Origin of the sequence: Nonomuraea sp. NPDC050202, from assembly GCF_040656115.1 — a bacterium.
In the GTDB taxonomy this organism is placed as follows: Bacteria; Actinomycetota; Actinomycetes; order Streptosporangiales; family Streptosporangiaceae; genus Nonomuraea.
The window spans coordinates 51,423-71,575 of record NZ_JBFALF010000017.1 but is presented as its reverse complement, the minus strand read 5'-3'; the positions used below and the strand labels follow the sequence as shown (position 1 = coordinate 71,575).

The following is a 20,153-nucleotide window of genomic DNA, read 5'->3' as shown; positions in this document are numbered from 1 at the left end:
AACTAGCGGATCCGGCCGCCCCTAGGCGGCACGCTTGGCGATGGCGGTGATGAAGGGCTGCACCAGCTTGGCCGCCAGGGGGCCGAACGCCGCCAGGATGAGCACGTACGCCGCCGCCAGCGCGCCCAGGTCGGGATGCACGCCCGCGCCCACCGCCAGGCCCGCGATGACGATGTTGAACTCGCCGCGCGGGATGAGCGCGATGCCCGCCCGAGCCTGGCCCGCCTTGGCGATGCCGGCGCGCCTGGCCGCGTACATGCCGGTCAGCAGCTTGGTGATCATGCTGACCAGGGCCAGCAGCGCGGCCAGCCCGGCCACCGGAAGGATCTTCGCCGGGTCGGTCTGCAGGCCGAAGAAGACGAAGAACACCGCCGCGAACAGGTCGCGCAGCGGCGCCAGCAACGCGTGCGCGTCCTCGGCGAGCTGACCCGACAGCGCGATGCCCACCAGGAACGCGCCCACCGCCGCCGAGACCTGCAGCTGCTGCGCCAGACCGGCCACCAGCAGCGCCAGCCCGACCACCTTGAGCAGCAGCACCTCGGAGTTCGGGCTGCGCACGAACGCCTCGATGAACCGCCCGAACCGCAGCGCCACGACCAGCACCACGCTCACCGTCAGCAGCGCGATGCCCACCGAGACCGCCCCCTGCACGAAGCTGAGCCCGGCCAACAAGGTGGTCAGGACCGGCAGGTAGACCGCCATCGTCAGGTCCTCGAACACCAGCAGCGACAGGACCGTCGGCGTCTCCCTGTTACCGAGCCACCCCAGGTCGGACAGCACCTTGGCGGTGATGCCGGACGAGGTGGCGTAGGTGACGCCCGCCATCGCCACGGCCGCGACGGGGCCCCAGCCGAGCAGTAACGCGCAGACGGCGCCGGGGGCGGCGTTGAGCACCAGGTCCACGATGCCCGCGCGGGCGTTGCCCGTCAGGCTCGTGACCAGCTCGTCGGCGTTGTATTCGAGGCCGAGCGTGAGCAGCAGCAGGATCACGCCCAGCTCGGAGCCGATCTCGAGGAAGTCCGTGCTGGTTGCCAGCGGCAGCACGCCGCCGGTGCCGAAGGCCAGGCCGGCGATCAGGTAGAGCGGGATGGGGGAGATGCCCACGCGCAGCGCCAGCGCGCCCAGGATCCCCAGGCCGAGAAGGACAGCACCGAACTCGAGGAAAATGATCGCGGTATGGTGCACCCGCGGCCCTACCCGTTCGCCAGGATGTCGGCGACCTCTGTGGTGCTCTCCTCGCCGCCCACGACGACCACGATGTCGCCGGCGCTGAAGAGGAAGTCGGGCCCGGGGCTGGCGAACACCTGGCCGCTGCGTACCACCGCGACGATGGAGGCGCTCGTACGGGTCCGCACGCGGGCGTCACCCATGGGGCGGCCCGCGTAGGGGGAGCCGGCCGGGATCGGGAGCTGCACGCTGACCAGTCCCTCGACCTGCTGGTGCAGCTGGTTCAGCCGGGCCACGATCCGAGGGGCGCCCAGGAGCTCGGCCAGGGCGTCGGCCTCCTCGTCGTTGAGCTTGACCGTCTGGCAGACGGCGTCCGGGTCTTCCTTGTCGTAGATGACCAGGTCCCGGCGGCCGGTGCGGTGGGACACGACGCCTACCCGTTGTCCTTTTCGGGTGGTGAAATCGTGTCGTAGCCCGATACCCGGCAGTGCTGTTTGTTCGACCTCCACCTATCCCACCCGTCCCAATCCGCACATTTCCGGATAACCCTACCAACGTCATACCCCGGTCTGTTCTGGGTCAATTGCCCGCCATGCTGCATCTTGCGGTCCGCACGGCACACCCCTCGCCCCGACCGCCCCGCCCCGCCCCGCCCCGCGCCGGGCCCGGGTCGGGAAAGCCGGCCGCTCCGGACGGCCCGGGCCGGTCACTTGCGGCACTTCACTCCCGGACGCCTCGGACGCGACCGGCGTGCCATGGTCCCCCTGCGGGGGCGTCGCATACGTGCAAGACTGCCCCTGGCTGCCCGGACCGGTGAGGTCGCGGCGCAGGCACCCTCCGGCAAGCAGGCAACACCACAAGGGACAACGCACCATGCCGACCGCCCCTCCTATCCGGCTGGTTCTCGTGGAAGATCACGCCATGGTCGCGGAGGCCATCGGCCTGGCCCTGGGCAGGGCCCCCGACATCGAGGTGGTCGCCCAGCCGGGCACCGTCGCGGCCGCGCTGGCCGACACCGGCAGGTGCCAGCCCGACGTCGTGGTGCTCGACCGCAGGCTGCCCGACGGCGACGGCGTGGCCGCGATCGGGCGGCTGGCGGCGGTGGCGCCCAAGGCCCGGGTGCTCGTGCTGACCGGGGAGGCGACCGCGTCCGTGGCCGCCCGGGTGGTGGCGGCAGGAGGGGCCGGGCTGGTGGTGAAGTCGTCGCGGCTGGGCGAGCTGGAGTCGGCCGTGCGGGAGGTGGCCGCCGGAGGCGTGGTGTTCGCGCCCGGGCTGCTGCCCGGCGTGCTCGACCGGCTGACCGGCCGCGCCGGGCACATGGGGTCCGCGCTGACCGCCCGCGAGCGCGAGACGCTGCTGCTCCTGGCCGAGGGCGCCAGCACGTACGAGATCAGCGACCGCCTGGGCGTGGCCCGCAACACGGCGCGCAACCACGTCCAGCACGTGCTGGAGAAGCTGGGCGCCCGCTCCAAGCTGGAGGCGGTGGCGCTGGCCCGGAGGGACGGGCTGTTGGATTGACGCATTTGCACTAGTCGGGGTCCCACAGGTGCACCACGTGGCCTGGAGCGCTTGCGTCTCGTGACCAGCCACGCGGCTCCCCGAGAGTAGATGCGTGGAAAGTGAGGAGGCCGAGCGTTATCAGGTGGACACTCATCTGCCGGAGGAGATGGGCAGCATCACGGTGGCACGCCGCCTGGCGGGAACGGTCCTAGGGGAGAGCGGCTATCAGGGGCGTCACGAGGACGTCCTGCTGGTGGTCTCCGAATTGGTGACGAACGCGCTCGTCCATGGAGACGGCCCGCCGGTGCTGAGGGTGAGAGCGAGCACGTCACGGGTGCGGATCGAGGTGGGCGACACCGGGGTGGCGCTCCCGCAGACCCGCGAGCCCGGCCCGGTGAGCGGCTGGGGGCTGCACGTCGTCAGGCTGCTGTCCACCGGCTGGGGCATCTCGCCCGGCGAGAGCGGCAAGGTGGTGTGGTGCGAGCTGGCCGCGCGGTTCGCTCCGGTGCAGGCGAGCCCCTCCGAAGCCTGAACAGGCCTGAAGAGGCGTGAAGAGGTCGCGAGGGGCTTGACGAGGCAGGAGCCGGACTCGATCGCGCTGATCGGGTTTGGCGCTACGGTCATGTCGTGCAAGGCTGCGGTATGCCCGCGCATGACCAATCGCAGGAGGATATGCGGCTGCTCGTCCAGAGCATCCGTGACTACGCCATCTTCATGCTCGATCCTCGCGGCGTGATCGTGAGCTGGAACATCGGGGCCGAACGTATCAAGGGATACACCGCCGAGGAGATCATCGGCACCCACTTCTCCGTTTTCTACCCGCCTGAGGCCGTGGCGGAGGGCAAACCCGCCAGGGGCCTGCAGGAGGCCGCCACCGAAGGCCGGTGGGAGGAGGAGGGCTGGCGGGTGCGCAAGGACGGCACCCGCTTCTGGGCCAGCGTGGTCATCACCGCCCTGTTCGACGAGAGCGGCGACCTGCGCGGTTTCGGCAAGGTGACACGCGACCTGACCGAGCGGCGCAGCATGGCCAGAGCCCTGGACGAGCGCGGCATGCTGCTGTCCCGCCTGGTGCAGGCGCAGGAGCGGGAGCGCAGGCGCATCGCCTCCGACGTGCACGACGACACGATCCAGGCCATGGTCAGCGTCGGCATGCGGCTGCGGATGTGGGAGCAGGAGCTGCCCGAGGAGCACGCCGGCGCGGTGCGGGCGCTCCACGACGCCGTGGACGCCGCCGTACGCCGCCTGCGCGAGCTGGCCTTCGACCTGCACCCGCCGGGCGACGGCCTGGTGGCCAGCCTGGACGCCTACCTGCGGGAGACGATGCCGGGCGGCGGCGTGGCCTTCGACCTGAGCCACCGCCTGGACGCCGAGCCGCCGTACGAGGCCGTGGTGACCGTCTACCGCATCTGCCAGGAGGCGCTGACGAACGTGCGCAAGCACGCCGGGGCCGGCCGGGTCAGCGTGGAGCTGGTCTCGCTCGGCCGGGGCGTGCACGTCCGCGTCAGGGACGACGGCGCCGGCCTGACCTCGAAGGACGGCGAGGCGATGCACTACGGGCTGGTCGAGATGCGCGAGCGTGCCGAGGCGGCGGGCGGCTGGTGGACCATCGACGGCCCGCCTGGCGCGGGCACGACGGTGGAGTTCTGGGTTCCCGCCGTGCCCCGGGCCTAGCCGGCCGCCCGGGCCCCGGCCGGTGTTCCCGGCCGGTGTTCAGGACGTGCCCGGCCAGGTCCACGACCTGATGTCGGCGGGGTCCTCGCCGTGGTCCCGCGTGTACGCGCGGGCGCGCAGCCGCTCGTCGCTCATGCGCTGGCGCAGGTGCGCGGCCTTGCTGCCGAGCCCGGGAACGCGGTCGATCACGTCCATGACCAGGTGGAAGCGGTCGATGTCGTTGAGCATGCACATGTCGAACGGCGTCGTCGTGGTGCCCTCCTCCTTGTAGCCGCGCACGTGGATGTTGGCGTGGCCGTGCCGCCGGTAGGTGAGCTGGTGGATGAGCGACGGGTAGCCGTGGAAGTTGAAGACGATCGGCCTGTCCGTGGTGAACAGCGTGTCGAACTCGGCGTCCGGCATGCCGTGCGGATGCTCGGACGGTGGTTGCAGCCGCATCAGGTCGACCACGTTCACGACGCGGACCTTCAGCTCGGGCAGGTGCTCGCGCAGCAGCGCGGCGGCGGCCAGCGTCTCCAGGGTCGGCACGTCCCCGGCGCAGGCCAGCACCACGTCCGGCTCGGTGCCCTCGTCGGTGGAGGCCCACGGCAGGATGCCGAGCCCGCGCGTGTTGTGCGCGATGGCCTCGTCCATCGTGAACAGGTCGAGCACCGGCTGCTTGCCGGCCACGATCACGTTCACGTAGTCCCTGGAGCGCAGGCAGTGGTCGCCCACCGACAGCAGCGTGTTCGCGTCCGGCGGCAGGTAGACCCGCACCACCGAGGCCTTCTTGTTCACCACCACGTCGAGGAAGCCCGGGTCCTGGTGGCTGAACCCGTTGTGGTCCTGCCGCCACACGTGCGACGACAGCAGGTACGTCAGCGACGCCACCGGCCGCCGCCACGGGATCTTCTGCGACGACTCCAGCCACTTGGCGTGCTGGTTGAACATGGCGTCCACGATGTGGATGAACGCCTCGTAGCAGTTGAACAGCCCGTGCCGCCCGGTCAGCAGGTAGCCCTCCAGCCAGCCCTGGCACAGGTGCTCGCTCAGCACCTCCATGACCCGGCCGCCCGTGCCCAGGTTCTCGTCCGTCGGCAGGATCTCGGCGTCCCAGGCCCTGTCGGTGACCTCGAACACCTCCGACAGCCGGTTCGAGGCCGTCTCGTCCGGCCCCATCAGCCGGAACGTCCGGGGGTTGGCGGCGATCACGTCCCGCAGGAACCCGCCCAGCACCCGCGTCGGCTCGCTCGCCTGCTCGGCCGGCGCCTTGACCTCCACCGCGAGCCGGCGGAAGTCCGGCAGCCGCAGCGGCTCCAGCAGCTCACCGCCGTTGGTGTGCGGGTTGGCGCTCATCCTGCGCGCGCCGCGCGGCACCGTGGCGAGCACGTCCTCGACCGGCCTGCCGTCCGAGCCGAACAGCTCCTCCGGCCGGTACGAGCGCATCCACTCCTCCAGCATCGCCAGGTGGCCGGCGTTCTCCCTGACCGTGGCCAGCGGCACCTGGTGCGCGCGCCACGTCCCCTCGACCGGCTTCCCGTCCACCTCCTTCGGGCCGGTCCAGCCCTTCGGCGTGCGCAGGATGATCATCGGCAGGCGGTCGGCGTCGCCCGCCTTGTACGCGGCCATCTCCTCGAACGCGGTGTCCAGCGTGCCCGCCATCTCCTCGTGATCGGCGCCGACCAGGTGGGGGCGGTAACCGTACCCCTCCATCAGCTTGATCAGCTCGTCGGTGGGGATGCGGGCCAGGACGGTCGGGTTGGCGATCTTGTAGCCGTTCAGGTGCAGGATGGGCAGCACCATCCCGTCGCGGCGGCGGTCCAGGAACTTGTTGGAGTGCCAGCTCGCGGCCAAGGGGCCGGTCTCGGCCTCGCCGTCGCCGATGATGCACGCCACGACCAGGTCGGGGTTGTCGAAGGCGGCCCCGTACGCGTGCGCCAGCGCGTACCCCAGCTCGCCGCCCTCGTGAATGGAGCCCGGGGTCTCCGGCGCGACATGGCTCGGCACGCCGCCGGGGAAGGAGAACTGGCGGAACAGCCGCCGCATGCCCTCCACGTCCTGCGACACGTCCGGATACCGCTCGGAGTACGACCCCTCCAGCCACGCGTGGGCCACCGCCGCCGGGCCGCCGTGACCCGGGCCCGCGATGTAGATCATGTCCTGGTCCCGCTCGCGGATCACCCGGTTGAGGTGCGCGAAGCAGAAGTTCAGGCCCGGCGTCGTACCCCAGTGGCCGAGCAGGCGCGGCTTGATGTGCTCCGGCCGCAGCGGCTCGGTGAGCAGGGGGTTGTCCAGCAGGTAGATCTGCCCGACGGACAGGTAGTTCGCCGCCCGCCAGTACGCGTCTATATGGTCCATGCCCCTGCTGATTCCTCGACAGGGCGGGATGAATCCCCGATAAGGTGCCGAACATGGAGTTCAGGAGTTCACGCTGGTACGCAGGAAACGACCGGAACTCCTACATCCACAGAGCCTGGATGCGGCGCGGCCTGCCGCCCGAGGCGTTCGAGGGCGGCAAGCCGCACATCGCCATCGCCAACACCGCCTCCGACCTCACCCCCTGCAACTCCCACCTGAACGAGGTGGCCCAGAGCGTCGTGCACGGCGTGTGGGAGGCCGGGGGAGTGCCGCTCAACCTGCCCGTCGTCTCCCTCGGCGAGACGAACGTGCGCCCCACCGCCATGCTCTGGCGCAACCTGGCCGCCATGGCCACCGAGGAGATGCTGCGCGCCAACCCCATCGACGGGGTGGTGCTGCTCGGCGGCTGCGACAAGACGATCCCGTCGCTGCTCATGGCCGCCGCCTCCGTGGACCTGCCCGCCGTCGTGGTGCCCGGCGGCCCCATGCTGACCGGCCACTTCCGCGGCGCCCCGCTGGGCTGCGGCACCGACGTGTGGCGGCTCAGCGAGGAGGTGCGCGCGGGCACCCTCTCCCGCGAGGCGTTCCTGCGGTCGGAGTCGTCCATGATCCGCAGCCGCGGCCACTGCAACACCATGGGCACCGCCTCCACCATGGCCTGCATGGCCGAGGCGCTCGGCATGACCCTGCCCGGCACCGCCGGCACCCCCGCCCCCGACAGCCGCCTGCTCGAACGCTCCCACGAGACCGGCCGCCTGGCCGTCGAGCTGGTCGAGCAGGGCCGCCGCCCCAGCCAGGTGATGACCAGGGGCTCCTTCCTCAACGCCATCGTCACCCTGGCCGCCGTCGGCGGCTCCACCAACGCCGTCGTCCACCTGCTGGCCATCGCCGGGCGGCTCGGCGTCGAGCTGAGCCTGGACGACTTCGACCGCACCGGCTCCGGCGTGCCGCTGCTGGTGGACCTCCAGCCGGCCGGCCGTCACCTCATGGACGACCTGTTCAGGGCGGGCGGCCTGGCCGCCGTGCTGAAGGAGGTCGAGGACCTGCTCGACCCCGGCGCGATCACCGTCACCGGGCGCCCCCTCGTCGAGCACCTCGACGGCGCCGAGATCTGGGACGAGGACGTCATCAGGCGCCGCTCGGACCCGCTGCTGCCCGACGCGGGCATCGCCGTGCTGCGCGGCAACCTCGCCCCCTCCGGCGCCGTGATCAAACCCGCCGCCGCCTCGCCGGAGCTGCTGCGCCACCGCGGCCGCGCCGTCGTCTTCGACAGCGTCGAGGACGTCTACGCCCGGCTCGACTCGCCCGACCTGGACGTGGACGAGACCTCGGTGCTGGTCCTGCGCGGCTGCGGGCCCAAGGGCTATCCCGGCATGCCGGAGGTCGGCAACCTGCCGCTGCCCGCCAAGCTGCTGGAGAAGGGCGTACGCGACATGGTGCGCATCAGCGACGCCCGCATGAGCGGCACCGCGTACGGCACGGTCGTGCTGCACACCGCGCCCGAGGCCGCGGCCGGCGGGCCGCTGGCCAGGGTGCGCACCGGCGACCCGATCGTGCTCGACGTCGCGGCCCGCCGCCTGGACGTGGACGTCCCCGACGCGGAGCTGAACGCGCGCGAGCCGGTCATGACCGGGCACGCCAGGCCCGTGCGCGGCTGGGAGCGCCTCTACACCGAGCACGTCCTGCAGGCTGACCGCGGGGCCGACCTGGACTTCCTCGCCGGCTCCAGCGGTGACCACGTGGGCCGCGAATCCCACTGAGCGTCTAAAGAGTCCGCTCCGCCATGCGCGGAATCAACCGCGGGGGGTAGGCAGTTACGGGACGATGGAACGAGGCATGATCGGTTTGGCGACGCGAGGAGGAAACGCGTGAACGGCGACATCACCCAGAGCCAGGAGTGGGCGGCCCTGGGCAAGCACCACGAGGAGCTGGCGGGCAGGCATCTGCGTGAGCTGTTCGCGGAGGATCCGGGCCGGGCGCGGCGCATGACGGTGTCCGCCGGCGACCTCTACCTCGACTACGCCAAGCACCGCGCCACGCAGGAGACCGTCGGCCTGCTCACCGCGCTGGCCGAGCGGGCGGGGCTGCGCGAGCGCATCGCGGCCATGTTCTCCGGCGAGCACATCAACGTCAGCGAGGACCGCGCCGTCCTCCACGTCGCGCTGCGCCTGCCCCGCGAGGCCGAGCTGGTCGTGGACGGCCAGGACGTCGTGGCCGACGTGCACGCCGTGCTCGACAAGATGAGCGCCTTCTCCGACCGGGTGCGCTCCAAGGAGTGGAAGGGCGCCACCGGCAAGCCGATCGAGACCGTCGTCAACATCGGCATCGGCGGCTCCGACCTCGGCCCCGCCATGGCCTACGAGGCGCTGCGCGACTACGCCGACGCCGGCATCGCGGCCAGGTTCGTCTCCAACATCGACCCGGCCGACATCACCGGCAACCTCGCCGGCCTCGACCCCGCGACCACGCTGTTCGTGGTCAGCTCCAAGACCTTCACCACGCTGGAGACGCTCACCAACGCCAGGGTCGCGCGCCGCTGGCTGGTCGAGGCGCTCGGCGAGGACGCCGTCTCCAAGCACTTCGTGGCCGTCTCCACCAACGCCGCCAAGGTCGCCGAGTTCGGCATCGACACCGACAACATGTTCGGCTTCTGGGACTGGGTGGGCGGCCGCTACTCCTACGACGGCGCCATCGGCCTGTCCCTGATGATCGCCATCGGGCCCGAGCGGTTCCGCGAGATGCTGGCCGGCTTCCACACCATCGACGAGCACTTCCGCACGGCCCCGTTCGAGGCCAACATGCCGGTGCTGATGGCCCTGCTCGGGATCTGGTACACCGACTTCTTCGACGCCGAGACCCGCGCCGTCCTGCCCTACAGCCAGCGGCTGCACCGCTTCCCCGCCTACCTGCAGCAGCTCACGATGGAGTCCAACGGCAAGTCCGTACGCGCCGACGGCACCCCCGTCACGGCCAGGACCGGCGAGATCTTCTGGGGCGAGCCGGGCACCAACGGCCAGCACGCCTTCTACCAGCTCCTGCACCAGGGCACCCGGCTCGTGCCGGCCGACTTCATCGGCTTCGCCGAGCCCCACGACGACCGCGAGGGCATGCACGACCAGCTCACCGCCAACCTCTTCGCCCAGACCACGGCGCTGGCGTTCGGCAAGACCGCCGAGGAGATCGCCGCCGAGGGCACCGCGCCCGAGATCGTGCCGCACAAGGTGATGCCGGGCAACCGCCCCACCTCCACGATCCTCGCGCCCAAGCTCACCCCGTCCACGCTGGGCCAGCTCGTCGCGCTCTACGAGCACATCGTGTTCGTCGAGGGCACGATCTGGGGCGTCGACTCCTTCGACCAGTGGGGCGTCGAGCTGGGCAAGAAGATGGCGCTCGACCTGGCGCCCGCGCTGACCTCCGACGAGCCGCCGGCCACGTTCCCCGACACCTCCACCGAGCAGCTCATCCGCAGGTACCGGGAGCTGCGCGGAAGGCGCGTCTGAGATGGAGCAGGCGGGCGCGCTCGTCCTGTTCGGCATCACGGGCGACCTGGCGCGCAAGATGTTGCTGCCCGCGCTCTACCGCTTGACCGCCGACAGCCGGCTCGACCTGCCGGTCATCGGCGTGGCCAAGACCGACCTGGACCTCGACGGGCTGCGCGAGCACGCCCGCGAGGCCTGCGGCGGCGTGCGCGACGCGGCGTTCGAGAAGCTGGCGGGCAACCTGCGGCTGGTGACGGGCGACTACCGCGACCCCGCCACGTTCGAGCGGCTGCGCGAGGAGACCTCGGGCAAGGGTTTCCTCGTGCACTACCTCGCCGTGCCGCCGGTGCTGTTCGCCGCCGTCGCCGAGGGGCTGGCCGGGGTCGGCCTCAACCGCGACGCGCGGCTGGTGGTGGAGAAGCCGTTCGGGCACGACCTCGGCTCGGCGCGCGAGCTCAACGGCGAGCTGCTGCGCCACTTCGACGAGGACCACCTGCGCCGCGTCGACCACTTCCTGGGCAAGGAGCCGGTCGAGGACCTGATGGTGTTCCGGTTCGCCAACATGCTGCTGGAGCCCATCTGGAACCGGTCCCACATCCGCAGCGTGCAGATCACCATGGCGGAGGACTTCGACATACGCGACCGCGGCGCCTTCTACGACGCCAACGGCACCGTCCGCGACGTGGTGCAGAACCACCTGCTGCAGCTCCTGGCCATCCTCGCGATGGACCCGCCGCCGTCCACCGACGCCCGGGCCCAGCTCGACGAGAAGTGGCGGGTGCTGCGCGCGGTCCAGGCCATCGACCCCGCCGACGTCGTACGCGGCCAGTACACCGGCTACCTCGACACCGACGGCGTGCGCCCCGGCTCCACCACCGAGACGTTCGTCGCCCTGCGCGCCTACATCGACAACTGGCGCTGGGCCGGGGTGCCCTGGTGCATCCGCTCCGGCAAGGCCCTGCCGACCACCGACCTGGAGGTCGTCGCCGAGCTGCGCCGGCCGCCGGTGACCATGTTCAGCGACGGCGGCGCGCCCGAGAGCCCCAACCTCATCCGGTTCCGGCTGCAGCCCGACGCCGGGGTGACGTTCGACCTGCTGGCCAAGGAGCCGGGCAAGCAGCACGCCCGGCCGGTGCCGGTCAGCGTCGACTTCACCAAGGTGCTCGGGCCCATGGAGGCGGCCTACGAGCGCATCCTGCTCGACGCGGTCAGCGGCGATCCGCGCAGGTTCGCCAGGTTCGACCTGGTGGAGGAGTCGTGGCGGATCGTGCAGCCGGTGCTCGGCCTCGACGAGGCGCCGCTGCCGTACGAGAAGGGGTCGTGGGGGCCGGAGGCGGCGGCGGAGATCGCGCCGGGCGGCTGGCACGAGATCTCCACGACGTTCGACTGACCGCAGGCCCCTCACCGGGGCGTTAGACGGGGCGGCGTCCCGGGGTGACGATGGGGGGATGGACATCATGGGACTGGTGGAACAGTCGAAGGACGCCGCGACCGTCAAGCGCGTCTTCGGCGAGCCGATCCAGCACGGCGACATCGTCGTCATCCCCGTCGCCAGGGTCGCCCAGGGCGGCGGCGGAGGTCAGGGCCAGGGCAAGGGCGAGAAGGGTGAGGAGGGAGGAGGCAGCGGCGGCGGCTTCGGCTTCGGCGCCACGCCGGCCGGCGTGTTCGTGCTCAAGAACGGCGACGCCCTGTGGCGGCCCGCCGTCGACGTCAACCGGATCGTCATCGGAGGTCAGCTCGTGGCGGTCGTGCTGCTGCTGACCCTGCGGACCATCTTCAAGAAGCGCCGCCGCAGGCGCTGACGCGACCGTGCTGATCGATCTGCTCGACGACGCCGAGCTGCCCGGACACCCCTTCCTGGTCCCCGGCTCCAACCTGCCGGTCCGGCTGGCGAGGCTGGGCGGCTCGGCCACCCTCGTCCGCTTCCCTCCCGGCTGGGCACGGCCCGAGCGCGGCCACTACCTGGCCGGGGAGGAGTTCGTGCTGCTGGCGGGCGAGCTGCACGTCTCGGGCATCACGTATCTGCCGGGGCAGCACGGCTGGCTGCCCGCCGGCATGCTGCGCCACTCGAGCGCCGCCCCGCACGGCGCGCTGGCGTTCACCTCTTTCTCGGGCCAGGCCACCTGGGTGCGCAGCGACCGGGACGAGCCCGACGGCCCGGCCCTGCGCACGCCCCTGGAGAGCGTCGTCATCCCGCGTGGCGGCCTCCCGCTCACGCCGCACTCCGCCCTGCTCGACACGCCGATCCCGCTGGAGCGCGACGCCGAGGTGATCACGGTGCCGACCTGGACGTGGGAGCGGTCGGCGTTGATCCCGGAGGGCCGGGTGCTCGTAAGGTGGCCGCCATGACAGGTATGGCGCAGATCGCGGCTTTCGGTGGAGTTGTACTGCTCGGGGCGATGTCGCCCGGCCCTGACTTCGCGGTGGTGGTGCGGCGCTCGGTCGTCTCGGGCCGCGCGCACGGCATGGCGGCCGCGGCGGGGATCGCGGTGGGGGTGTTCGCCTGGGTGGTGGCCGCCGCCACCGGTGTCGCGGCGCTCCTGGCCGCCTCGGCCGTGGCGTTCACGGTGGTGAAGGTGGCCGGGGCCGCGTACCTGCTCTACCTCGGGGTCAGGTCGTTGCGGGCGGCCTGGCGCGGGAGCGGGGCGCTGCGGCTGGACGTCCCGGACCCGGGCGGGCGCGGCTCGTGGGCGGCGTTCACCGAGGGGCTGCTGACGAACGTGCTCAACCCGAAGGCGGCGCTGTTCTTCGTGGCGCTGGTGCCGCAGTTCCTCGGGGCGGGAGTCTCGGTGGCGGCGCTCGGCGGGGTGGCGCTGGCGGGCACGGTCGCGTGGTTCCTGGTGGTGGCGAACGTGGTGGGTGTCCTGCGCAAGGTGTTCGCCAGGCCCGCCGTCCGGCGGACGGTGGACGGCCTGACGGGCGCCGCCCTGATCGGCCTCGGCGTCAAGCTGGCCACCTCCACCCGCCCGTGATCAGGAGACGGTGACCCCAGCAGGTGCCCCGGGCAGAACGTGACGAGGGAACCGCGCCCCCAGCGGGTGCCCCAAGCCGACGTGACTAGGACACGGTGACCCCCAGCAGGTGCCCCAGGCCGAACGTGACGGTGGCCGCCCCCACGCCCAGGGCGAGCTGGCGCAGCCCGCCCAGCCACCACGGCCGGGCGGTCATCACCGCCACGGCGGCCCCGAACCCGAACAGCGCCACCACGCTCAGCACCACCGCCACCATCAGCCCGGACGCCCCGAACAGGAACGGCGCCAGCGGCACCAGCGCCCCGGCCGCGAACGCGCCGAACGACGACGCGGCGGCCACGTACGGGGAGGGCAGGTCGTCGACGTCCACGCCCAGCTCCTCGCGCACGTGCACCCGCAACGCCTGCTCGGGATCGGCCGACAACCCCGCGGCCACCCGCTCGGCCAGCTCCGGGTCGAGCCCGCGCGACCGGTAGAGCGCCGCCAGCTCGGCCTGCTCGCCCACGGGGTTCCTGGCCAGCTCCCGCCGCTCGACGGCGATCTCGGCACGCATCAGCTCGGTCTGCGACTTCACGGAGGTGTACTCGCCGGCGGCCATGGAGCACGCGCCCGCGATCAACCCGGCGAACCCCGCCAGCACCGCCCCCTGCCCGGCCCCGGCGGCGCCCACGACACCGGCGATCAGCGCGAAGTTCGACACGAGCCCGTCCATCGCCCCGAACACCGCCGGCCGCAGCCAGCCGCCGGTCACGTCGCGGTGGCTGTGGTGGTGCTCGGGGATTTCCGGCCGGACAAGCTCGATGGTCATCAAATCCTCCAAAATGCGGATCTCTTTCCTTAAATCTGACATATGCGAACATGGGTTCGCAACGAAGGAAAGGCTTGCCTGACCTGCACAGCGTCGCAGAGGGTGAACGGCCATGTTCGGAGAGGTGCCGAGGCGGGTCAAGCGCTGGTAATCTCGCTCTGTCACTCGATGTGATCGCGCGAACGCACATGGCCGTGACGGGGCGCGGCGTGCGAGACTCGGCTTCATGGAAGGTGGCGAGGACATGAGTGCTCTGCCGATCGAGGGGTGGCTGGCAGCGCATCCACCACCCACGCGAGCCGCCTTGTTCCCGCTCAGCCGTCTGTCCGGTTACACCGTCGATGACTGGCTCAAGCTGCCCGAGTCCCGGGAGCGCATCGAGTTGATCGACGGGAGTTTCCAGGTGAGTCCAGCGCCGATGGGGCTGCGCGCCTTGTGCGCCGGTGGCTTGCGAGCCATCCTCGCCAAGGCGGTGAAACCGGACCTCGTGGCGGTGGAGACCGTCAACATGATGGTGGGGGAGGACGGCCTCATCCCCGACGTCGCGGTGCTCCCGCGGGCCCTCGTCATGTCCCGCATGGTCGTCTTCCCGGCTTCGGAGGTTCTGGCGGTCGCCGAGGTCGTCAGCCTCGGGTCCGGTCGCAGGCGTGACTACGAGGTCAAGCCGGCCCAGTACGCCGAAGCCGGGATCGAGGTCTTCATCAGGGTCGAGCTGGAAGGTGCCGACATTCCGCGCGTCGAGGTGTTCCGGCTCGACGGGCAGGCGTACGAGCTGGCCGGCCAGGCACGAGCCGGAGAGCACCTGGCGTTGCCCGAGCCCTTCCCCATCTCCTTCGATCCGGCTGAGCTGCTGCTCTGAATCCGCCCCGTAGCGGGTCTGCCCTGTAGCGCCGGCTGAGCAGCGCTACAGAGACACGGACCTGGTCAGGCGTGGACCGGGGTCGTGGCCGAAGGGGCTTCGGCGGTCCGCTCGCCGCGGATCAACGCGTCGCACTCCGCGATCGTCTCCTCCAGCAGCCTGCGCAGCAACGCGTCCGGATCGGCGATGCAGGCCTGCACGATCCCCACCACCGCGAGCTGAACCGCGTTCGGCGCCGCGTACCGGCGGAAGCCCTTCTCCGTGATCCTGGCGGCCCGGCTGAAGCGCCTGGCCTGCTCGGCCGCGTGCGGCACCTCCTCCATCGCCTGCCGGCTGCGCTCGCTCATCCGCCCCGACGGAGCGCCGTCGAGGCGGGCCAGCATCTCCTCGGCCGCCAGCACCGAGACCGCGAGCGCGAGCTGCCGCTCGGCCGCCGCCACCGGCAGGGCCGTGGTGGCGCAGCGCAGCGCGATGTGCGCGTCCACGCGCAGGTCGTCGCTGGCCAGGCCGATGATGGAGGGCACCAGCCGGACGAGCTTGGCCCGGCTCTCGTCACTGGTGTTGTCGTTCACCAGGCGGGCGAGTGCGGCCAGCAGCGGGTGAGTGCAGGCCGGATGGTCGCTCCAGCGCTCCCCGGCCAGGTAGGAGGCCAGCTCCATGAAACACGCGCCGCGCTTCGGGTTGCGATGCCTGCCGCGGGAAAGGACCGGCATGTGATCAAGGTGATTGTCCACGGGTGCTCCACTGCTCCACGCGATCGCCGTCGCTCCAGCGCCGTCCAACCAGTCTGCGCCGGAGTGCGGCTCAATGCCAGTGATGCGGGGTGTTCTCGATGAGCGTTCCCCCTACCCGCCCGCGTCACACTCACACGCCCACGAAGACCGCGACCGTGCGGGCCGGCACGGTCAGCGTGCCCGTGGCGCGGTCGGCGGACGCCGTGCGGACGACCGGGTCGGCCGAGCCCGCCTGCACGGGGTGCAGTGCCACCTGCCGCCCCGCCAGCGACGGCATCGCCTGCGTGTGCTCCGACGGGGTCGCGTTGAACACGACCGTCACCGACGACCAGCGCGGGTCGAGCCCTTCGGTGTCCACGTGCATGGCGATCACGCCCTCCGCCGAGGCGGGGAACGACAGCCGCCGCTGCACCTCCTCCAGCGACCCCAGCGCGAACGCCGGTGACGACGCCCTGATCCGCAGCAGCTCCCCGTACCGCGCGCGGGCGGCGTCGATGTCCGCGCAGCCGGGCCTCAGCGCCGGGTCGGCGAGCAGCGGGCGGGCGTAGGGCCACCTGGCCTCGTTGTCGCCCCGGGGCGGCAGGCCCGCGCCGAAGCCGTTGCCCTGCGCGCAGTCCCACAGCAGCCGGTTGAACCAGTCGCCCGAGTCGTAGGAGTTGCGGTCGAACGACTTGGAGCGCAGCCGCTCGGTGCCCGCGTGCACGAACGCCGTCCCCTGCGCCAGCACCGCCGTGGCCAGCGACAACGCGTGCATGCGCACCCGGTCCGCCATCGGCGTGTCCTGCGGCAGCTTGTACGCCAGCGCGTCGAACAGCGTCTCGTTGTCGTGCGCGTCCACGTACGTCACCGCCTCGCCCGGCGCGGCGGTGTACCCGGCGGGCGAGCCGTTGTAGTCGAGCTCCGAGCCCTTCCTGCCGGACGGCAGCACGTAGTCGCGCAGGTTCCCGGTCAGGCCGATCCTGATCAGGTCGCAGTAGCTCTCCAGGCGTGCCCGCTGCTGCTCGGCCGTGCCGTTGGCGGGGGAGCCGTTGGGCGCCCCGGCCAGCCCGGAGCCGAAGCCCTGCACGCGCGGGTCGGCGTCGAACGGGGTGCCGCCGCGCACCGCGTCACGCAGCCGGTCGGTGAACGTGCCGATGCCGGTGCCGGCCAGGTTCGCCTGCGTGGCCTGCTCGAACCGGGCACCGTCGGCCACCTCGCCGAAGTTCCAGCCCTCGCCGTACAGGATGATCGACGTGCCGTCCACGCCGTCGCCGGCCAGGGTCAGCTCGTCCAGGGCCCGGCGGACGGCGAGCAGGTTCGCCTTCGGGTGGTGCCCCATGAGGTCGAAGCGGAAGCCGTCGATCTTGTACTGCTTCGCCCACGTGACGACCGAGTCCACCACGAGCTTGCCCATCATCAGGTGCTCGGGCGCGGTGTTGGCGCAGCAGGTGGAGGTGGCCACGGAGCCGTCGTCGAGGAGCCGGTGGTAGTAGCCGGGCACGATCGGGTCGAGCACGTCGGTGGAGTGCGTGTGGTTGTAGACCACGTCCATGACCACGCGCAGCCCCGCCCGGTTGAGCCCGGCGACCATGCCGCGGAACTCCTTGATCCGCCCGTCGGGCCGGGTCGCGTACGAGCCCTCCGGCACCGTGTAGTGCAGCGGGTCGTACCCCCAGTTGAAGGAGTCCTTCGCGGCCGTGCGCGCCACGCACTCCTGCTGCAGCTCGGAGTCGGGCGGCAGCGCGGCCAGGTCGCAGGACGGCTCCGTCCGGTCGGCCGCCCGCTCGGGCACCGTGGCGAAGTCGAACGCGGGCAGCAGGTGCACGTGCGTCAGGCCGTCGGCGGCCAGCGCCCGCAGCTCGCGCAGGCCGGCGCCGTCGCACTGGAAGGCCGCGTACGTGCCGCGCAGCGCGGCCGGGACGGTGGCGTCGGAGGCGGAGAAGTCGCGCACGTGCAGCTCGTAGATCGAGGCCCTGTCCAGCGGCACCGCGGCGGGCTTGGCCAGCCGGTCCCAGCCGGGCGGCCGGTGCGCGGCGGCGTCGAGGCTGACGAGCCTGCTGCGCTCCCCGTCGGCGGTGACGTCCAGGCTGTACGGGTCGGTGACCTCGTTCGTGACGACCTTGCCGGCCCTGGGGGAGTAGACCGTGACCAGGTACGTGTACTCCCGCCCCAGCCACGACGGCAGCCCGCGCACCGACCACACGCCGCTCTCGTCGTCGCGCCGCATCCGGTGCACCACCGGCCGTTCCGTACGCCCGCCGGAGCCGTACAGGGCCAGCTCGACCTTCCGCGCGGTCGGCGCCCACAGCGCGAGCCTCGGGACGACCTGGCCGGACGGGCCGAGCGTGGCGGTGGCGGCCTTGGCGTACAGGTCGTCCAGCACCCCCGGGAGCTGCACGCCGGTCGCGGCCACCAGCGTGCCGGCGGCGTCCCGCGCCACGGCCACGACCTGGCCGCGCAGCGCGTCGCGGACGAGGCCGGCGTCGCGCGGGTCCACCTTCAGCGCCGGGTACGCGGCCAGGTGCGGCCACTCGCGCCGCTGCTCCTCGCTCAGCGTGCCGGGCGCGAGCCGGATGAGCCGCGGGCCGCCGGTCAGGTCGCCGTTCCCGTACGCGATGCCGCCCGCGGCGCTGAAGGCCAGGCAGTGCCGCAGCGACGGCTCGGCCTGCCAGGCCACCGTGTCGCGGTCGATCCAGTGCGCCCTGGCCTTGCTCAGGTCGGCGTCCGTGGCCGTGGTGGCGGGCCGCGGCAGCGGGAGCCCCTCGGTGCTGGCCGGCCGCCAGCCCTCGTGGCCCGGCGCGGACACGTCGAGCGACTGGCCGGCGGGCAGATCCTTGTCGTCGCCCTGGTGGATGATGTGACTCAGGCTCTTCGCCCCCTCGGCGAGCGGCACTCGAACACGGCCCCGAAGCCGCCGGCACGCGCCGGCGGCAGCGGTGGGGACCCCGCCGGTGGGCTCGGCGGCGCCTGCCCACACGTGCAGCCCCCAGCCGTCATGGTTCCCGCCCGGGCGGCGGTGATGCAGTCCTGCTCTCGTCGGCGGCCCGCGCCGTGTCGCCCGGAAGATCCCCATCCGACCCGATCTTTGCAACTCTTTCAGGAAATTACTGAAATGAGGTAAGCCCATGCTGACGGGCGGGCGAGCTGACCTACGGCGGCCCGGCGTTCACCATGGAGGACGGCCTTTCGAACGGGACTCTGCCACCAGCGCAAACGCCGACCAGCGCGAGGTTCCCGGCGTGGAAGGCGTCGTGTAACAACTTGCAGAATCCTTGCGCCGCCATCTGGAGATCGGCGTCACGTCGGCGTAACCTCCGGCTTACTCCGACCTCCGACCGAGCTGTGAGGAGAAGGACATGCGACGACTCTTACCGTCCGCGGCGGCCGTTGCGGCACTCGTCCTGACGGTTTCCGCCTGTGGAGGCGGCGGTGGTGAGACCGCCGCTCCGCCCGCCCAGGTCTCCGACCCGTCGAAGGTGAGCGGTGAGGTGACGTGGTGGGACACGACGCGCCCCGACAGCGAGGGGCCGACGTTCCAGGCGTTGATCAAGGAGTTCCAGGCGAAGTACCCGCAGGTCAAGGTCAACTATGTGAACGTGCCCTCGGACCAGGCGCAGAACCAGTTCCAGACGGCCGCCCAGGCGGGGGCCGGCGCGCCGGATGTGATCAGGTCGGAGGTGGCGTGGACGTCGCAGTTCGCGTCGCTGGGCTACCTGCAGCCGCTGGACGGCACCCGCGCCGTGGACCGGCCTGACGACTTCCTGCCCGGGCCGCTGAGCAGTACCGAGTACAACGGCAAGACGTACGCCGTGCCGCAGGTCACCGACACGCTCGCGCTGATCTACAACAAGCGGCTGCTGAAGGAGGCCGGGCACGAGGAGCCGCCGAAGACCATCGCCGAGCTGAAGCGGACCGCGCTCGACGTCAAGGCCAAGACCGGCGCCGCCGGCCTGGCGCTGAACGTCGACTCCTACTTCCTGCTGCCCTTCATGTACGGCGAGGGCGGCGACCTGCTCGACGTGGCCAACAAGAAGATCGTGGTCAACTCCCCGGCGAACGTGAAGGCCATGGAGACCGTGGCCGACCTGATCAGCTCGGGCGCCGCGCCCAAGCCCGCCACCACCGAGAGCTACGCCAACGCCATGACCGCCCTCAAGGAGGGCAAGGCGGCCATGATCTACAACGGGCCGTGGGCGCTGTCGGAGATCTACCAGGGCAAGGAGTTCCAGGACAAGAAGAACCTGGGCATCGCGCCGGTCCCGGCCGGCTCGGTCAAGGCGGCGGCTCCGACGGGCGGCTGGAACCTGGCCATCTACGCCGGCTCCAAGAACATCCCGGCCGCCTACGAGTTCGTCCGGTTCATGACCACGGCGGAGGCGCAGGCGAAGATCGCCAAGGAGATCAGCCTGCTGCCCACCCGCACCTCCGCCTACAGCGACCCCGACGTGCAGGGCAACCCGGACGTCGCGGTGTTCAAGCCGATCATGGACACCGCCGTGCCACGTCCGTGGATCCCGGAGGGCGGGCAGCTCTTCCAGCCGCTGCTGGAGGGCTACCAGTCGCTCGTGGGCGGCAAGTCGGGGCCCGCGGACATGCTCAAGACCGTCGACGAGCAGTATCGCGGGATCATGAAGGACTGGAGCTGAC

17 protein-coding genes are annotated in these 20,153 nt (G+C 71.6%); 11 read left to right on the top strand and 6 right to left on the bottom strand.

The features are described 5' to 3' along the window. Window positions 1-21: 21 nt before the first annotated feature. Window positions 22-1,185, bottom strand: coding sequence for a cation:proton antiporter (locus AB0I79_RS35560; RefSeq protein ID WP_357882850.1), 1,164 nt, complete (start codon window positions 1,183-1,185; stop codon window positions 22-24). An 8-nt stretch (window positions 1,186-1,193) separates the two neighbouring features. Next, window positions 1,194-1,676, bottom strand: a complete 483-nt coding sequence (locus AB0I79_RS35555; protein WP_357882847.1) for a cation:proton antiporter regulatory subunit — start codon at window positions 1,674-1,676, stop codon at window positions 1,194-1,196. A gap of 364 nt (window positions 1,677-2,040) precedes the next feature. Between AB0I79_RS35555 and AB0I79_RS35550 the strand changes: the two genes are divergently transcribed. From AB0I79_RS35550 to AB0I79_RS35540, 3 genes are all read left to right on the top strand, one after another. Then, entirely contained in the window at window positions 2,041-2,685 is a 645-nt protein-coding gene (locus AB0I79_RS35550; protein WP_357882844.1) for a response regulator transcription factor, read from the top strand. 94 nt (window positions 2,686-2,779) lie between these two features. Continuing rightward, window positions 2,780-3,199 carry an ATP-binding protein gene (locus AB0I79_RS35545; protein WP_357882841.1) on the top strand — a complete coding sequence of 140 codons (420 nt, stop codon included), beginning with the start codon at window positions 2,780-2,782 and terminating at the stop codon, window positions 3,197-3,199. A gap of 140 nt (window positions 3,200-3,339) precedes the next feature. Beyond that, complete coding sequence (locus AB0I79_RS35540) at window positions 3,340-4,338, top strand: PAS domain S-box protein (RefSeq protein WP_357882838.1); 999 nt, start codon at window positions 3,340-3,342, stop codon at window positions 4,336-4,338. A 39-nt stretch (window positions 4,339-4,377) separates the two neighbouring features. Here the strand turns inward: AB0I79_RS35540 and AB0I79_RS35535 are convergent, their stop codons facing one another. Beyond that, a complete protein-coding gene (locus AB0I79_RS35535) occupies window positions 4,378-6,675 on the bottom strand; it encodes a phosphoketolase family protein (RefSeq protein WP_357882835.1) in 2,298 nt (765 codons plus the stop codon). Between the two features lie 53 nt (window positions 6,676-6,728). Between AB0I79_RS35535 and AB0I79_RS35530 the strand changes: the two genes are divergently transcribed. The 6 genes from AB0I79_RS35530 to AB0I79_RS35505 all read left to right on the top strand — a co-directional run bounded on the left by AB0I79_RS35530 (window position 6,729) and on the right by AB0I79_RS35505 (window position 13,126). Then, on the top strand, window positions 6,729-8,435 hold the full coding sequence (locus tag AB0I79_RS35530; protein ID WP_357882833.1) for an IlvD/Edd family dehydratase: 1,707 nt from the start codon (window positions 6,729-6,731) through the stop codon (window positions 8,433-8,435). Window positions 8,436-8,543: 108 nt separating this feature from the next. Next, complete coding sequence (pgi, locus tag AB0I79_RS35525; RefSeq protein ID WP_357882830.1) at window positions 8,544-10,175, top strand: glucose-6-phosphate isomerase; 1,632 nt, start codon at window positions 8,544-8,546, stop codon at window positions 10,173-10,175. Between the two features lies 1 nt (window position 10,176). Then, complete coding sequence (zwf, locus tag AB0I79_RS35520) at window positions 10,177-11,544, top strand: glucose-6-phosphate dehydrogenase (RefSeq protein ID WP_357882827.1); 1,368 nt, start codon at window positions 10,177-10,179, stop codon at window positions 11,542-11,544. 58 nt (window positions 11,545-11,602) lie between these two features. Next, entirely contained in the window at window positions 11,603-11,956 is a 354-nt protein-coding gene (locus AB0I79_RS35515) for a spore germination protein GerW family protein (protein ID WP_357882824.1), read from the top strand. A 7-nt stretch (window positions 11,957-11,963) separates the two neighbouring features. Next, window positions 11,964-12,503, top strand: coding sequence for a hypothetical protein (locus AB0I79_RS35510; protein ID WP_357882821.1), 540 nt, complete (start codon window positions 11,964-11,966; stop codon window positions 12,501-12,503). Then, the gene (locus AB0I79_RS35505; protein ID WP_357882818.1) at window positions 12,500-13,126 is read left to right on the top strand and encodes a LysE family translocator; all 627 of its coding nucleotides are present in this window, start codon (window positions 12,500-12,502) and stop codon (window positions 13,124-13,126) included. Before AB0I79_RS35510 ends, AB0I79_RS35505 begins: the two co-directional genes overlap by 4 nt. Before the next feature lie 85 nt (window positions 13,127-13,211). Here AB0I79_RS35505 and AB0I79_RS35500 read toward each other — a convergent pair whose 3' ends face one another. Then, window positions 13,212-13,934: a VIT1/CCC1 transporter family protein gene (locus AB0I79_RS35500; protein WP_357882815.1), complete on the bottom strand. Its 723-nt coding sequence runs from the start codon at window positions 13,932-13,934 to the stop codon at window positions 13,212-13,214. 244 nt (window positions 13,935-14,178) lie between these two features. On the opposite strand from AB0I79_RS35500, the gene AB0I79_RS35495 reads away from it, so the two are divergent. After that, a complete protein-coding gene (locus AB0I79_RS35495) occupies window positions 14,179-14,793 on the top strand; it encodes a Uma2 family endonuclease (RefSeq protein ID WP_357882812.1) in 615 nt (204 codons plus the stop codon). A gap of 65 nt (window positions 14,794-14,858) precedes the next feature. Here AB0I79_RS35495 and AB0I79_RS35490 read toward each other — a convergent pair whose 3' ends face one another. Both AB0I79_RS35490 and pulA read right to left on the bottom strand, forming a co-directional pair. Then, complete coding sequence (locus tag AB0I79_RS35490; protein ID WP_357882809.1) at window positions 14,859-15,506, bottom strand: hypothetical protein; 648 nt, start codon at window positions 15,504-15,506, stop codon at window positions 14,859-14,861. A 151-nt stretch (window positions 15,507-15,657) separates the two neighbouring features. Then, entirely contained in the window at window positions 15,658-18,579 is a 2,922-nt protein-coding gene (gene pulA / locus AB0I79_RS35485; protein WP_357882806.1) for a pullulanase-type alpha-1,6-glucosidase, read from the bottom strand. 283 nt (window positions 18,580-18,862) lie between these two features. Here pulA and AB0I79_RS35480 point away from each other — a divergent pair, with 283 nt between their 5' ends. After that, window positions 18,863-20,152, top strand: a complete 1,290-nt coding sequence (locus tag AB0I79_RS35480) for an extracellular solute-binding protein (protein ID WP_357882803.1) — start codon at window positions 18,863-18,865, stop codon at window positions 20,150-20,152. Window position 20,153 lies beyond the last annotated feature (1 nt).

What these genes read in the sequence shown, in the direction of transcription:
- zwf (WP_357882827.1), top strand. Translation starts at nt 10,177, where the DNA reads ATGGAGCAGGCGGGCGCGCTCGTCCTGTTCGGCATCACGGGCGACCTG.
- AB0I79_RS35540 (WP_357882838.1), top strand. Translation starts at nt 3,340, where the DNA reads ATGCGGCTGCTCGTCCAGAGCATCCGTGACTACGCCATCTTCATGCTC.
- AB0I79_RS35530 (WP_357882833.1), top strand. Translation starts at nt 6,729, where the DNA reads ATGGAGTTCAGGAGTTCACGCTGGTACGCAGGAAACGACCGGAACTCC.
- AB0I79_RS35535 (WP_357882835.1), bottom strand. Translation starts at nt 6,675, where the DNA reads ATGGACCATATAGACGCGTACTGGCGGGCGGCGAACTACCTGTCCGTC.
- AB0I79_RS35500 (WP_357882815.1), bottom strand. Translation starts at nt 13,934, where the DNA reads ATGACCATCGAGCTTGTCCGGCCGGAAATCCCCGAGCACCACCACAGC.
- AB0I79_RS35495 (WP_357882812.1), top strand. Translation starts at nt 14,179, where the DNA reads ATGAGTGCTCTGCCGATCGAGGGGTGGCTGGCAGCGCATCCACCACCC.
- AB0I79_RS35480 (WP_357882803.1), top strand. Translation starts at nt 18,863, where the DNA reads ATGCGACGACTCTTACCGTCCGCGGCGGCCGTTGCGGCACTCGTCCTG.
- AB0I79_RS35505 (WP_357882818.1), top strand. Translation starts at nt 12,500, where the DNA reads ATGACAGGTATGGCGCAGATCGCGGCTTTCGGTGGAGTTGTACTGCTC.
- AB0I79_RS35550 (WP_357882844.1), top strand. Translation starts at nt 2,041, where the DNA reads ATGCCGACCGCCCCTCCTATCCGGCTGGTTCTCGTGGAAGATCACGCC.
- pulA (WP_357882806.1), bottom strand. Translation starts at nt 18,579, where the DNA reads ATGGGGATCTTCCGGGCGACACGGCGCGGGCCGCCGACGAGAGCAGGA.
- AB0I79_RS35515 (WP_357882824.1), top strand. Translation starts at nt 11,603, where the DNA reads ATGGACATCATGGGACTGGTGGAACAGTCGAAGGACGCCGCGACCGTC.
- AB0I79_RS35490 (WP_357882809.1), bottom strand. Translation starts at nt 15,506, where the DNA reads ATGCCGGTCCTTTCCCGCGGCAGGCATCGCAACCCGAAGCGCGGCGCG.